Annotated in this window: 9 protein-coding genes; 6 read left to right on the top strand and 3 right to left on the bottom strand. The window is 36.3% G+C overall.

Going from position 1 to position 15,222, the window contains the following annotated elements; all coding sequences use genetic code 11:
* Nucleotides 1-91 precede the first annotated feature (91 nt).
* Both ACFOW1_RS04500 and ACFOW1_RS04495 read right to left on the bottom strand, forming a co-directional pair.
* Nucleotides 92-1,918, bottom strand: a complete 1,827-nt coding sequence (locus tag ACFOW1_RS04500) for a RagB/SusD family nutrient uptake outer membrane protein (RefSeq protein WP_379012523.1) — start codon at nucleotides 1,916-1,918, stop codon at nucleotides 92-94.
* 21 nt (nucleotides 1,919-1,939) lie between these two features.
* Entirely contained in the window at nucleotides 1,940-5,170 is a 3,231-nt protein-coding gene (locus ACFOW1_RS04495) for a SusC/RagA family TonB-linked outer membrane protein (RefSeq protein ID WP_379012522.1), read from the bottom strand.
* Between the two features lie 211 nt (nucleotides 5,171-5,381).
* Here ACFOW1_RS04495 and ACFOW1_RS04490 point away from each other — a divergent pair, with 211 nt between their 5' ends.
* The 5 genes from ACFOW1_RS04490 (at nucleotide 5,382) to ACFOW1_RS04470 (ending at nucleotide 11,966) form a co-directional block, all read left to right on the top strand.
* Nucleotides 5,382-6,404, top strand: coding sequence for a LacI family DNA-binding transcriptional regulator (locus ACFOW1_RS04490; RefSeq protein WP_379012521.1), 1,023 nt, complete (start codon nucleotides 5,382-5,384; stop codon nucleotides 6,402-6,404).
* A 94-nt stretch (nucleotides 6,405-6,498) separates the two neighbouring features.
* Nucleotides 6,499-7,500 carry a LacI family DNA-binding transcriptional regulator gene (locus ACFOW1_RS04485; RefSeq protein ID WP_379012520.1) on the top strand — a complete coding sequence of 334 codons (1,002 nt, stop codon included), beginning with the start codon at nucleotides 6,499-6,501 and terminating at the stop codon, nucleotides 7,498-7,500.
* 195 nt (nucleotides 7,501-7,695) lie between these two features.
* Nucleotides 7,696-9,030: an MFS transporter gene (locus tag ACFOW1_RS04480; protein WP_379012519.1), complete on the top strand. Its 1,335-nt coding sequence runs from the start codon at nucleotides 7,696-7,698 to the stop codon at nucleotides 9,028-9,030.
* A gap of 25 nt (nucleotides 9,031-9,055) precedes the next feature.
* A complete protein-coding gene (locus ACFOW1_RS04475; RefSeq protein ID WP_379012518.1) occupies nucleotides 9,056-10,006 on the top strand; it encodes a carbohydrate kinase family protein in 951 nt (316 codons plus the stop codon).
* A 13-nt stretch (nucleotides 10,007-10,019) separates the two neighbouring features.
* Nucleotides 10,020-11,966: an alpha-amylase family glycosyl hydrolase gene (locus tag ACFOW1_RS04470; protein WP_379012517.1), complete on the top strand. Its 1,947-nt coding sequence runs from the start codon at nucleotides 10,020-10,022 to the stop codon at nucleotides 11,964-11,966.
* 5 nt (nucleotides 11,967-11,971) lie between these two features.
* Here ACFOW1_RS04470 and ACFOW1_RS04465 read toward each other — a convergent pair whose 3' ends face one another.
* Nucleotides 11,972-12,745, bottom strand: coding sequence for an NUDIX hydrolase (locus ACFOW1_RS04465; protein ID WP_379012516.1), 774 nt, complete (start codon nucleotides 12,743-12,745; stop codon nucleotides 11,972-11,974).
* A 98-nt stretch (nucleotides 12,746-12,843) separates the two neighbouring features.
* Between ACFOW1_RS04465 and ACFOW1_RS04460 the strand changes: the two genes are divergently transcribed.
* Nucleotides 12,844-15,195: a beta-glucosidase gene (locus tag ACFOW1_RS04460; protein WP_379012515.1), complete on the top strand. Its 2,352-nt coding sequence runs from the start codon at nucleotides 12,844-12,846 to the stop codon at nucleotides 15,193-15,195.
* Nucleotides 15,196-15,222 lie beyond the last annotated feature (27 nt).

Here is a 15,222-nt window from a genome sequence, read left to right as displayed (position 1 = left end):
TACTAGCCGATAAAATTTAATTGTTAGAAAGAAAATTGTTTTTATAAAAATAAAATAAGCCGATACATATATCAGCTTATTTTATAAATGACTAATAGCCAGGATTCTGCGTAAAATTCGGATTTGCATCCCTTGCCGCCTGAGGAATTGGTAACAATTCAGATTTACCAGTTATAAAGCCAGTGGCAAATCTCGCAAGTGAGGTAGTGTTTATAGTTGCCCCTACCCAAACTACTTTTGTAGTACCAGCAGGTGTAGAAGTTGGCGCTTTTACATAAAATGAGTTCGCCCATAAAGTTTTATCATCAGCGGTAGACGCCGTTTTGAAAAACATAGATGTAGGTAATGTAGCATAAACACCCGAACTTGTAGACATAGCGAGTAATGCAGCTTGGGTATTAGCGATGGTTTGTGCTAATAAATTCCAACGAATTAAATCATATTTACGCAAACCTTCAACGCCAAGTTCTAATGAACGCTCTTTTACAATAGCATTGAAAAATCCAGATTTGTCTAAATTACTTGGTAAGTCTACGGTTGCATCTGGTGTTGTAATTGGTTTACCATAACCTCTGCGGCGAACTTGATTAATAGCGCTATAAGCCGCAGCGGTAGGACCACCACTAATTTCGTTATCAGCTTCTGCGTACATTAACAACACATCTGAATAACGCATAATTTGCCATTTTAAGCCTAAATATTGTGTACCATAACTGCCAGGATCTATAGCTGGACTCACCCAATCCCTTCTATATTTACCATCATTTAAGGCGGTAATAGGTTGACCAATTTTAATTAATGGAGCACTAGCAGAAGCTTGTGTGATATTATATAAACAGCATGCTACATCACGTCTTGTATCTGTAGAATCGAAAGTGTAAAAGTAAGTAGGCAATACGTTAATACTTTTATTACCATAAGTAGTTGTACCTAGCGTTATGGTTGGGCCATCATAATAACCAAGTTTGGTATCTTCTACGCCAGTTAAACCAAAGCCACTAACCTGAAACATCAACTCACCGTTGGGATCGGTAGATACTTTTGCTCCTACTTGGTTCTTCCATAGGTTTAAGTAACTTGCGTTTAACGTATGCTGACCTGAAGTAATAATATCGTTACACTCATCTTTAGCTATTTGGTAGTAAGCTAAATAATTAGAACCTCGCTTCATGGTTCCGTCACTTCTTAATGCCCAACCACCTCTATATAACGCAATTCTTGCACGTAATGCTTTTACAGCACCTTTTGTAATACGTTCGTCTACTTGATCACCAATTGATGTGACATCATTGCGCCAAGGAACAAGCGTTTCAGCGGTCTTTAAATCATCCAATAATTTTTCATATAGCGTATCTCTATCAACACGTCTTGGAAACGGATCGCTCGCTGCCAACGCATAAGCTGGCTGAAAATGTGCCGGTAAATCGCCCCAATTTCTAATAGCTTCAAGGTAATAAGTAGCACGAAGTGTTAACGCTTCGCCATACATCCGCTGCAGCTGTTTCTTTTGCTGGTCTGTACCATTTGTATACAAACTCATTTGGGGAATATTTGCTATACAAATATTAGAATATTCAATACCTTGAAATAATTGATTAAATGGATTAACGATTTGTGCATTACTAGATGTTGCAGCATACCTTGCAATATCTCGTCTATCATTATCGCTAGCACCTGTTGGTCCTTGAGATTCGTCTGTATCAACTGTATAATATAAACTTAAACGTATACCGTAGCCAGCATCACCAACTAAACGGCTATAAGCTCCAATCAATGCCTTGTAGGCGCCATCTACACTACTAAATACTGTTGATGTTCCTACTTCTGTAATAGGTTGTTGGTCAAGATATTTTTTACAACTGCCTAATGATGACATGACGCAAATCATCATTAGAAAATGGAAATATTTATTTTTCATATCGCTATTTTGAATCTATTATTAAAATGTTACGTTTACACCAAATACAAAGCTTCTACTTTTTGGATAAGCTGAGTAATCTAAGCCAGGTGTTAAACCACTACTTCTTACACTTACTTCAGGATCGTAACCTGTGTATTTAGTAAGTATTGCCAAGTTGTTACCAGTAGCGTATAATCTTATTTTAGTCATTTTAATTTTTGCCAATAGTTTTGCTGGTAATGAGTAGCCAATAGTTACGTTGTTTAAGCGTAAGAAAGATCCATCTTCTATAGCCCATGAATGTGGATAGAAAGCACCAGCACTTCTTAATGGCTGCCAAATCTGTGCATTGGCATTTAATGCTGCTAATTGATCTGGTGCAATACCCATTACAGTTGTACCATTTAACCATTGTGCCGTTTGGCCAGTTGGCGTTACCACTTTCCAACGGTCTTTCATAATATTTAACATGTTGGCATCAACGGTATAAGCATTGGTTAGTTCTATTTTATTAGCATTATATATATCGTTACCTATTGAGAAATTTACAAAAACACTCATATCCCATTGTTTGTAAGTAAATTGTTGGCTCAAACCACCAGTAAACTTAGGTGTAGGATTACCGATTATTTTCCTGTCATTATCAAGGTCTATTTTACCATCGCCATTCAAGTCTTTAAACTTAATAGAACCTGGCTGAACAACGCCAATGATACCTGCGTCTGAAACCACACCAGATTTTAAAGTATATACCCCATTGGCATAGTTAAAATCATCTACTTTGTAAAAACCATCTGTAACCAAGCCCCACATAGAACCTACAGCATCACCAATTCTTTCAATATAATCTGCTGGCTGACCAGAAACACCCCAACTAGCTGCTGGATAAAAATACTTTTGACCTACACCAAGTGCTTCAATTTTATTTTTATTATTAGATAGGTTAAAAGTTGCAGTCCAGCTCAGATTATTCTTTTTGCGAAGAATCACGGTGCTTAACTGAACTTCAAAACCCTTATTAGATGTTTTACCAATATTTTGTAATTGTAGCGCATAACCATAGGTTGAAGCGATAGGTACATTTAATAATAAATCACTTGAAGTATTTTGATAATAATCTACTGACAAGCTGATTCTATTTTTTAAGATGGCTAAATCCAAGCCAACGTTGCGATTAATAGTTGACTCCCATTTTAAATTCCCATTTACCAAACTGTTAGAATAATAAGCATTAACAGCTTGACCATTAAGCCCATAATAGTATCCACCATTATTGCTAAATGTTGTAATATATAAATAGTCTTGAATTCGATTGTTACCCACAGCCCCATACCCTGCTCTTAGTTTCAAATCGTTAATGAAGTTCACATTTTTCAAGAACCGTTCATTTTTAGCTCGCCAAGCAAATGAGGCAGCTGGGAAATAACCCCATTTGTTTCCATCACCAAATTTAGAAGCACCATCAGCTCTTAAATTGAATGAGAACAAATATTTGTCTTTATAACCATAACTCAATCTTGTAAAGAATGACAAATTGGTATAATGTGATTTTGTAAGACGTGGATAGCCTGTAAAATATGAGCCTAAAGTGGTGTTATTTATGGCATCATTGTGGCTAGTAAATGTTGGAAAGTTTCTAAAAATACTCTGTTGTAAATCTGTTTTCAAGTCGTAGGTTTCTTCACCAAACAAGATATCAATATCGTGTTTGCCCTTGTAACCTTTGTATGAATATGAGAATACGTTTGAATTGGTAACAGTTGTTGTTTTTGTGGTATCCAATTCTAAGATTGGCTTTTTACCACCTTGAATCACTGAATAAGGTGTTAAGGAATCGCTATATTGCCTATCAACTAATGATTTAGAATCATAGCCAAACGTAGAACGGAACGTAATATGCTTATTAATTATATAAGACACATTCGCAGTAAAATTTAATGCGTCAGTAGTTTTTTGTCTGAATTCGGAGTTACTTAATTGTAGCGGATTAATTAACAATAAACCATTACCTGCATTAGGATCGGCAAGTGGATCGGCTTGGGTCACATCCTGTGAAGGCGAAAGAAAAGGTCTGTATTTGATGGCGTTACGCAATCTGTTGTAGGCAGTTCCTTGATCGGATGATACACCTGCGCCAAATACGTTTTGATTAGTATACCTGAAACTACCACCCACTTTTAGTTTTTCAGTAACCTTATACTCAGTTTTAAAATTTACAATATGTCTTTTATACGTTGAGTTAAGTACAATTGCTTTATCATCGTTGAAGGTGTAACCGAAATTATAAATCCATTTTTTGTCACCACCAGACGCAGTAACATTGTGTGTTTGCGAACTACCTGTTAAACCAAATGCTAGTCCTTGCCAGTCAACTGGTGAAACATTTTTATAATTACTTAAAGTATCCCAAGTACTACCAAAATTTGTAAGAAAATTAGTACTATCGGTAGCACTTCCTCTCGCTCTCTCTGACTGATAGATAACATAGTCGTATGGACTCATGACATCTAATTTTTTAGCAAGATTTTTTATACCGATATTACCATTGTAAGCAACTTGCAATTTGCCAGGTTTTCCACTTTTAGTGGTAATAATAATAACACCGTTACCACCACGAGCACCATAAATAGCTGTTGCAGCCGCATCTTTCAATACGTCAATAGATTGAATATCTTGTGGCGAAATATTAGACAACCCATTTTCAACCTGAATACCATCTATAATATATAGCGGTGAGTTATCTTGAGAAATAGAGATACCGCCACGAACACGAATTCGTACATCAGCATCGGGACTGCCTTCGGCAGTTGTTGCCGTTACACCTGCCAATCTACCATTTAAGGCCTCTGCAGCAGAGTTAATAGGTACATCTTTCAAATCTTTAGCACCTACAGAAGATACAGATGCTAACACATCTTTTCTTCTTACTGTTTGGTAACCAATAACAACAACTTCATCGGCAGCCACATCGTTTGCTTTACCTAATTTGATAGTAATATCATCGCTTTTTATAGCAACAGTTGTAGTTGCATAACCAACATAACTAACTGTTAGCGAACGCGTTTTCCCATCATTGGAATACTTAATTGTAAATTTACCATTAGCATCGGTTCTAGTACCTATTTTGGTACCTGTAATTAATACACTAGCATCAGGCAGAACCCTACCGCTACTATCTACTACTTTACCGCTAATTGTTTTTGTAGTTTGTGCCCAAATGCAGGACGAAATAAAGCATAGGAGGGCAATGAGATAGAGACATTTTTTCATACAGCGAGAACGTTTAATTTGTAATACTAGCGCGAATACGTCTAATATCACTATAATTTAGAACAACAATATTAGACAGATATTCAGTTGTAAGGAGTACATAGTGGTCTATTTTTTACGCAATCGTTCCCGATATCGTTTACTAAAATCAATACGGTCTATTACCGTGTAAAAGGATTAATTTTATGGCTTAATAATTTTCTTGCCTGAAATGAAATTTGAAGCGGTTACTATTAAGGATATAGCTAAAGCATTAGGCCTATCTACCTCTACTGTGTCTAGAGCACTAAGAGATAGTTATGAAATAAGTAACGATACCAAAAAAATAGTACTCGATTACGCTAAAAAAATAAACTACCGTCCTAATCCCATTGCCTTAAGTTTAAAAGAAAAACGCAGCCGCTCAATTGGTGTTATTGTTTGTGAGATTGCCAATAGCTATTTTTCGCAAGTCATTAATGGTATAGAAAGTGTGGCCTACGATAGAGGTTATAATGTTATTATATCGCAAAGTCACGAATCGTACGAAAGAGAAGTACTTGACCTACAATATTTAGCGTCACGGTCTATAGACGGTTTAATCATTTCAATTTCTGCAGAAACAAAAGACTTAGAACATCTCACAAAATTGCACGACAGGGGCTTTCCGATTGTATTTTTTGATAGAGTAGTAGACGAAATTCAAACACATAAAGTTATCACAAATAGCCAAGGCGCCTGCGATGCTACAACACATTTAATAAGAAAAAACTACAAAAGAATAGCAAATATATCTAATGCAACAAATTTATTAATTACTAAATCACGTATTGAAGGGTATAAAAAAGCTTTGAAAGACAATGGACTTAAATTAGATGAAGCTTTAATAGAATATTGCCCCCACGGTGGTTTGGTATACGAAGAGGTTGAAAAAGCATTAGATAAATTATTCATGCTTGATAAAAAGCCCGATGCGGTCTTATCTACAACCGATAAAATAACAACCAGTTGTTTGCGTTATTTTAAGGCCAGAAACATTAAAATACCAGATGATATTGCATTAATAGGGTTTTCAAATTCGGAATTAACCGAATTGCTAAGCCCACCTTTGTCTATTGTACGCCAGCCAGCGTTTAAAATGGGCGAAGCAGCGACTAATTTTTTATTAGAACTGATAGAAAGTAAAAGACCCATCACCAATTTTGAAACAAAAGTGATGGATACAGAACTCATCATCAGACAGTCAACAAGATAATGCATAGAAGTTATTGTATATTTCTTTGAAAAATTGAAATATTAATGTGTTATTTGTATTCATTAATAAAAACGATTGCTAATTTCTATATGCTATGGTTGCAACAACAACACTCAAAAAAATATCCGAAATGCTCAATATTAGTATTTCTACTGTATCAAGAGCTTTGAAAAATCACCCAGATATTTCGGAAAGAACAAAACAAAAGGTAAATGATTTAGCCACCATGCTAGATTACGAGCCCAACCCATATGCTATTCAACTAAGCTCTAAAACGAGCAAGGTTCTAGGACTTATTGTACCAAAAGTGAGTGACCTATTTTATACCTCATTTATTGATGCTGTTGAAGAAGAAAGCCGAAAAAATGGCTATTCATTAATTATCTTAAAATCTGACAACGATGTAAACGTAGAGATTAATCATGTTAGGTTTTGTAAAAAACAGCGAGTTGCTGGTGTATTTGCCAGCGTGACGCCAGATACCGAAAATCTTGAAGCGTTTGAGCGTCTAAAAGAAGTAGAGATTCCAGTCATTTTCTATGACAGGGTTCCTACTACAGAAAAATTTGTACGTGCTTGTTTCGATGATAAAGCCGCTGCAATTTTAGCCGCAGAAACGATTTTAGAAAAGAAAAAAAAGAAAATATTAGCGCTTTTTGGCGATACACACATTTCTATCACGCAACAACGCTTAGAAGCTTTTAAAGATGTGTTTAAAAAACACAAAAGCACCAATAAATTAATTACTGCCCATACAAGAACTTTTGAGGAATCTATAGCAGTGGTTACCGAACATTTTAACGGTGACGATAAGCCAGATACCATATTTTGTATGAGCGATGAAATCATGGTAGGCGTTATGAAAGCTTTGCAAATACTACAGTTGAGCGTTCCTAAGCAAGTAAGCATTATTACTATTAGTAATGATGGTTTTTATCCAAAACTATATCATCCCGAAATTACTTATATAGAAACTAGTGGTTATAAACTTGGCAAATTAGCATTTGAAATAATGATTAAAGCCATCAATGGCGATAAAACAATTCAAGAATATGATGTAGACCCCGTGCTAGTAGAAGGTAGTTCTCTAGTTTAATAACCAATTATATAATTACCAAAGCCGTTACTTAATTTAGCTAGGTAACGGCTTTTATTTATGCAAAAAAGACGATAAATAAGCTGACAATCAGCAAAATGTGAACAACAATCGTTTGCAACAGATTGCGTCTAACTAGGTAATATTGTACAGCACTTATCTTTAGTTTCTAACGATAAAATAATTTGCTGTATCATGTCTAATTCCAAACCCCATCTTACGTTTGCGCAAATCATTAATATGAATGTTGGGTTCTTTGGCATTCAATATAGTTTTGGTTTGCAACAAAGTGCGGTAAATCCTATCTACGATTTTTTAGGTGCCAAGCCTGATGAAATACCGTGGTTAAATTTGGCAGGACCATTAACAGGCTTATTAATACAACCAGTAATAGGTGCGCTAAGCGATAAAACATGGATACCAAAATTAGGGAGACGAAAACCTTTCTTTTTCATTGGCGCTTTAGTCTGCAGCCTTGCTTTATTTTTATTCCCTTTCAGCAGTTCTTTATGGATGGCAACTGGATTACTTTGGTTACTAGATGCTGGTAATAATACGGCTATGGAACCTTATAGAGCTTTTATTGCAGATAAGCTCGACGCTAAACAACAGCCAACTGGTTTTTTGGCACAAAGTTTTTTTACTGGCTTTGGCCAAACACTTGCCAACGTTTCACTTTTCATTTTTCCAATGATATTTATTGGCAAAACTGGTAAGTTACCTACGTGGGTATTTGCGTCGTTTATACTTGGTTCTGTTTGTTCTATTGGCTCGGTATGGTGGAGTTCTAAAACCACTGCAGAAATACCCCCTACTACAGAAGAATTACAAAAAATGAAAGAAGAGCCATTAAATGTTTTATCTCCTTTTATAGATATTATCAAAGCCATAAAATTCATGCCCAAAGTAATGTGGCAGCTTGCACTTGTGTACTTGTTTCAGTGGTATGCTTTGTTTTGCTATTGGCAAAATTCTTCTAAAAGTGTGGCATTGTCTGTATGGCATGCTACACCACAAAGCAATAGCGCATTGTACGAAAAAGCAGTAGCGTGGACTGGTTTGGTCAATGGCTGGTACAATGTGGTTACTTTTTTAAGTGCTTTTATATTGGTATGGTTTGCAAGAAAATACTCGCCAAAACTAGTACACTTTGGCTGCTTGGTCATTGCGGGTATTGGTCTATTAGTGTTTCCTTTTATTGAAAACAAATATTTGTTATTTCCCGCTATTACTGGCTTTGGTATTGGCTGGGCAAGCATGATGGGCATACCGTATTTAATGGTGGTAAGCCAAGTACCTAAAGAAAGATATGGTGTGTATATGGGAATCATTAATATGATGATTGTAATACCAATGTTTATTCAAACAACCACATTTGGCTATATACTTAAACACTTTTTAAACAACAATCCTACTAATGCTATTGCATTTGCAGGCGTTTTTTTATTGATAGCTGCGTCACTTACATTATTGATTAAAAGCAGTAAACCAAACGCTGATGAAGTAATCATGCAGGGCGGTGGTCATTAACAACTTAATTTAAAGAAAGATTACAATGAAAATACTTTGTATTGGCGAGGCTTTGATAGATATGATATGTACCGATACCAACACCTCGTTATCTAAGGGCGAACACTTTTTAAAGAAAACAGGAGGCGCACCTACTAATGTAGCTGCTGCAATTGCAGCACTCGGGGGTAAAGTAGCTTTGGCTGCAAAAGTGGGTAAAGATCCATTTGGTACACAGTTAATTGACGTAATGAAAGATTTTAATGTAGATACAACTTTCATGCTTCAAGATGCAACGCATTTTACTACCATTGCTTTTGTCTCATTAATGGATAATGGTGAACGCGATTTTGTTTTTAGCCGCGGTGCTGATGGTCAATTAAGTGAAGCAGATATTGCTTCTATCAATCTTGTCGACTACAATATTGTGCACTTTGGCTCAGCGACTGGTTTTCTCGAAGGACCTTTGCAGCAAGCTTACACAAGCCTTTTGCAAAGAGCTATTGCACACAATTGTTGCATCAGTTTTGATCCCAACTATAGACACTTGTTATTTAAAGATAATACAGACAGTTTCGTAAGGCAAAGCTGGCATTTCCTTAAAAACTGTCACTTTTTTAAAGTAAGCGATGAAGAGGCCATGCTTTTAACAAATACCAATACGGTTAATGAAGCTGCAACGGCATTGTTGCAACAAACAACGGCCACATTTACTATTACACTTGGTAAAGATGGAACGATGTTAGGGTTTAATAAGCATACAGAAATAATACCAAGTATTCCTATCAAACCAATAGATACAACAGGTGCAGGCGATGCTTTTACGGGTGCGGTTTTGTACCAACTAAAAGACATGGATTTAAGCGCCATTAAAGCTTTAACTGTTACACAGTGGCAGCATATTATTGATAATGCCAATAAGGCTGGCGCAAGAACTTGCGAATATATGGGTGCTATGGAAGCTTTTAAATTTTTAAATAATCAAATTCTGCAATAGAAAAGCTATTGGTATGTATAATTATCAAATTCATCAAAACATAAAAGCTTACGTGAAAGAGTTTCAGTTGGATATTACTGACCTTGATAACTATTTCTATACAAGCTTTATTGCTAATGTTTCTGCTATCCAAAACCTATATAACCAGTTGTATGGCCAACACCAACATGCCGATGCACATTTCAATGATTTACTAAAAACTATTACCAAAGCTTATACAAACCGTAGTGTGGCTTTAAAACAAAAAGATGCAAGTAAAGGTGCGAGAGGTAATTGGTTTTTAAGCAATGAGATTACTGGCATGAGTTTGTATGTGGATCGCTTTGCGGGGAGCTTACAGAACATGAATGACAAGCTTGATTATTTAAAAGATTTAGGTGTCAACTTACTTCATTTAATGCCTTTATTTAAAAGCCCTGAAGGTGAAAGCGACGGTGGTTATGCTGTGTCCAATTTTAGAGAAGTAGATGAACGATTTGGCACTTTAAAAGACTTGCAAACACTGCAAAAAAACATGCAGAAACAAGACTTTTATTTAATGCTAGATATTGTATTAAACCATACTTCTCACAGGCACGAATGGGCAGAAAAAGCTAAGGCTGGCGACAAATATTATCAAGATTTCTTTTACATGTTTGATGATAGGTATTGGCCAGATGAATTTGACAAGACCATGCCAGAAGTTTTCCCAGAAAGTTCACCGGGTAGTTTTAGCTATGTGCCTGAGATCAATAAATGGGTTATGACAGTTTTTCATAGCTATCAGTGGGATTTAAATTATACCAATCCTGCGGTTTTTCTAGCCATGCTTGATACCATATTTTTTTATGCCAATTTAGGTGTAGACATTTTACGTATAGATGCGCCCGCCTTTATTTGGAAACAACTTGGTACTACCTGTCAAAACTTGCCACAAGCACATACTTTGCTACGATTAATAAAACAATGTGTACAAATAGCCACGCCAGGTATGGCGCTTTTAGGCGAAGCCATTGTAGCACCTAAAGCCATTATGGAATATTTTGGCAAAGATGAATTTACAGCTAGAGAATGTGATTTTGCATACAATGCTACACATATGGCATTACAATGGGATGCTTTGGCCACAGGGGATACGAGGGTAATGCTTGCAGCTCAACATGAAATTTTACAAAAACCATTTGGCACATCTTGGATTACTTATACCCGCTGCCACGATGATATTGGTTTAGGTTACGATGATTATATGATTCAACAAGCTGGCTTCAACGCTTATAGCCATCGTATGTTTTTGAAAAATTATTACTCAGGTAATCATCCTTATTCTAAAGCAACAGGTGCATTATTTGCCTTTAACCCAAAAACACAAGATGCTAGATTGAGTGGTTCGTTAGCATCGCTTTGTGGATTAGAAAGAGCTATTAAAAGTAACAACAAAAAAGACATTAAAGAGAGCATCAATAAAGTAATTATGATGCAAGCACATAGCATTTTTTTAGGTGGTGTACCAATGTTGTTTTATGGTGATGAAGTTGGTTATACCAACGATTATTCTTACTTGCAAGATGAAGCTAAAGCCTACGACAATAGATGGATGCACAGACCAGTTATTGATTGGAAAAAAAATGAAAAAGTAAAAGATAGCACTAGTATTGAAGGACAAATTTTCTCTGCAACCAAACATCTAATTAGTATTCGAAAAAGTCTCAATGCTATTGCCGATTATAGCAACTTGCAATGGATAACGCCACACAACATTCATATCGCAGCCTATATTAGAAATCAGGGCGATAAACGTATTTTCTGTGTGTTTAATTTTAGTAACAGAGATGCTTATCTTACTTGGTTTGCGTTTAAAGAAAAAGGCAATCCGCCTTCAAAATTATACGATCACTTTTCTAAAAAGGAATTCAAAATTGGTAACGATAACGAGTACCTAATTGTGCCGGCTTATGGCTTTTTTATTATGGAAGCGTTGTAAAACTATTACCAACCACCTGTGTAGCCATTTTTCAAGGCTTGATTGTATTTTTTAATATCAAAACTATATAAAAACGGGGCTTTGTGCGCAACGCCCTGTTTTACTTCTTTTAGCTTTTTTAAAATACCGTACACCAATATTTTTCGTTGAAAATTTCTTCTATCAAGCTTTTTATTTAAAATAGCTTCATACAGCTTTTGAAGCTCTGGCATAGTAAATTTTTGAGGCAGCAAATTATAGCCAATTGGTTGATGGTTAATTTGCTGTTGCATGGTTTCTAGCGCTTTATTCAAGATAAGATTATGATCCATCATTAATGTAGGTACATTTTGCAAATGAAACCACGAACAACCGATAGATAATTCATCAATCTTTGGTATTACTTTCGAAAAATCAACTAATGCATAATAACCAACAGTAATAAACCGCTGTAATAGCCAATTGTTTTTATCAATTGTAATCCCTTCTTTTTTCATCGCTTTTAGATGAAATTTTTTATCAGAGCGCTTTGGTTCGCCAAAGGTTGCAAACTGCTGTAAAAAAATATCCGTTAAGCCTGTGCGTTCCTGTAAAACCCTTGTTGCTGCTGCATCTAAAGCCTCATCTTTTAGTACAAAACCACCTGGTAATCCATACTCATCAGTATGTTTCATTTGTAATAACAGCACCTTCATTTCATTATCGTGAAAACCAAAAATCACACAGTCTACAGATACCGATGGTAAAAACATAGAAGCACCGTTTACCACTATCGATTCTATGTTACGTTTTAAAGCCATGCCGCTAAGTAAAATTAAAATGTGCAAAGTCTATTTTATTGAGAAAATAATTTTATCATTGCGTCACACTGACACAATGATAATTAAAATTTGCCATCATGAACAAAAAATTTTTGACCACCGCTAGCATTATATTGCTAGCGAGCTCAAGTCTGCTTGCGCAAAGCAAAAGCAGTAATACATTGCCACAGCTAGGCAAGAACAGTATTAAAGAAGTAGTAGCTGCCATGACTTTGGAAGAAAAAGTAAAACTTGTAGTAGGTATGGGTATGAAAATCCCGGGCGCATCTACAGGTGGTGCGGTAGGCCAAACCCAAGACAAAGTACCTGGTGCTGCTGGTACTACATTCAGCATTCCTCGCTTGGGTATACCATCCATCGTTGTTGCCGATGGTCCTGCAGGCTTACGCATCCAACCTAAAAGAGATAACGATACTAAAACCTATTACTGCACGGCGTTTCCTGTAGGCACCATGCTTGCCTCTACATGGGATACTGCACTTGTAAGAAAAGTAGGTATGGCCATAGGTAATGAGGTAAAAGAGTATGGTGTAGATGTATTACTTGCACCAGCTTTAAACATTCATCGAAACCCACTTGGCGGCAGAAACTTTGAATACTATTCAGAAGACCCTTTGATTGCTGGCTACATCACTAAATCAATAGTAAATGGTATTCAATCAAACGGCGTTGGGACTTCTATCAAACATTTTGCCGCCAACAACCAAGAAACCAATAGAATGCTAGTAAACACCGTTGCTAGCGAAAGAGCCTTGAGAGAACTCTATTTAACAGGCTTTGAAATTGCCATTAAGCAATCGCAACCATGGACAGTTATGAGTTCCTATAACTATATTAATGGCGTGTATACATCAGAAAGTAATGATTTATTGACTAAAATTTTAAGAAAAGAATGGGGCTATAAAGGCATGGTAATGACCGATTGGTTTGGCGGTAAAGATGCGGTAGCACAAATGAAAGCAGGCAACGATTTATTGATGCCAGGTATACCACCACAAATAGCAGCAATAGAAGAAGCAGTGAAAAATGGCAGCTTAGCAGAATCAGTATTAAATACAAATGTTGCGCGTATTTTAAATTTAGTACTGCACTCATCTACATTTAAGCAGTACAAATTCTCAAATCAACCAGACTTAAAACTACATGCAGCTGTTGCAAGAGCTGCTGCTGTAGAAGGTATTGTATTACTAAAAAATGAAGGGCACACTTTACCGTTAGTGTCAGCAAAAAAAGTGGCTGCTTTTGGTAATACGTCATACAATTTTATTGCTGGCGGTACTGGTAGTGGCGACGTAAATAAAGCATACACTGTTTCGTTAGTAGAAGGTTTAAACAATACAGGCTACATTTTAGATGCAGAATTAAAACCTATTTACGAGCATTATATTGCGGATGAAAAAGCCAAACAACCTAAACCAAAATTCTTCTTTGAGCTAGTACCACCTGTACCAGAAATGCCTGCTGACAAGGGTTTGATAGAAAAGAAAGCAATAGAATCTGATGTCGCTATTATTACGATTGGTAGAATTTCTGGTGAGTTTCAAGATAGAAAACTTGAGAACGATTTTAACATAAGTGCTACTGAAATGGAACTGATAAAAAATGTTTCAGCCGCATTTCACGCAAAGGGCAAAAAATTAATTGTACTGGTAAATACGGGTGGCGTTATTGAAACTGCAAGCTGGAGAGACTATGCTGATGCTATTGTAATTGCATGGCAAGGCGGTCAAGAAAGTGGCAATGCTCTGGCTGATGTATTAAGTGGCAAAGTAAATCCTTCTGGTAAGCTAGCTACAAGTTTTCCTGTGGCTTACAGCGATGTGCCTTCAGCAAAAAATTTCCCTGGCAAGCAAACTTCTAATGATGTTGAAATGCTAATTGGTGGCTTGCAAAAAGGTAGCAAATCAGAAGTGGTATACGAAGAAGGCATTTATGTAGGTTACCGTTACTACAGTACCTTCAATGTAAAACCTGCTTATGAATTTGGATATGGCTTGTCGTACACCAACTTTACTTACAGCAATTTAAAGTTAAGCAGCAACACTTTTACCGATAAAATCACCGCATCTGTAACTATTACCAATAGTGGCAAAACAGCTGGTAAAGAAGTGGTAGAACTATACATAAGTGCGCCAAGTAATAAATTAGATAAGCCAACAGAAGAGTTAAAAGGTTTTGCAAAAACTAGATTATTACAGCCAAATGAATCGCAAACGATAACCTTTACCATTGATGCTAGAAGCCTTGCATCATACGACACCAAAGCAGCAGCATGGGTGGCTGAAGCAGGTAAATACACTGCTAAAGTTGGTAAATCAAGTATGTTAATTCAGCAAACTGGCAGCTTTAACGTACCAAAAGATATCACTGTGCAACAACTTACCAATTTACTAGTTCCACAAGTAAGTATTAATGAGTTAAAACACTAAGCATATCAATACCCCCTGATAGATAAA

Origin of the sequence: Parasediminibacterium paludis, assembly GCF_042651445.1 — a bacterium.
Lineage (GTDB): Bacteria > Bacteroidota > Bacteroidia > Chitinophagales > Chitinophagaceae > Parasediminibacterium > Parasediminibacterium paludis.
The sequence above is the reverse complement of the archived record's forward strand: the minus strand, read 5'-3'. Positions and strand labels throughout refer to the sequence as shown.

Excerpts from the sequence above, each read along its gene's own strand:
- ACFOW1_RS04480 (WP_379012519.1), top strand. The coding sequence starts at position 7,696 with ATGTCTAATTCCAAACCCCATCTTACGTTTGCGCAAATCATTAATATG.
- ACFOW1_RS04460 (WP_379012515.1), top strand. The coding sequence starts at position 12,844 with ATGAACAAAAAATTTTTGACCACCGCTAGCATTATATTGCTAGCGAGC.
- ACFOW1_RS04500 (WP_379012523.1), bottom strand. The coding sequence starts at position 1,918 with ATGAAAAATAAATATTTCCATTTTCTAATGATGATTTGCGTCATGTCA.
- ACFOW1_RS04475 (WP_379012518.1), top strand. The coding sequence starts at position 9,056 with ATGAAAATACTTTGTATTGGCGAGGCTTTGATAGATATGATATGTACC.
- ACFOW1_RS04490 (WP_379012521.1), top strand. The coding sequence starts at position 5,382 with ATGAAATTTGAAGCGGTTACTATTAAGGATATAGCTAAAGCATTAGGC.
- ACFOW1_RS04485 (WP_379012520.1), top strand. The coding sequence starts at position 6,499 with ATGGTTGCAACAACAACACTCAAAAAAATATCCGAAATGCTCAATATT.
- ACFOW1_RS04495 (WP_379012522.1), bottom strand. The coding sequence starts at position 5,170 with ATGAAAAAATGTCTCTATCTCATTGCCCTCCTATGCTTTATTTCGTCC.
- ACFOW1_RS04470 (WP_379012517.1), top strand. The coding sequence starts at position 10,020 with ATGTATAATTATCAAATTCATCAAAACATAAAAGCTTACGTGAAAGAG.
- ACFOW1_RS04465 (WP_379012516.1), bottom strand. The coding sequence starts at position 12,745 with ATGGCTTTAAAACGTAACATAGAATCGATAGTGGTAAACGGTGCTTCT.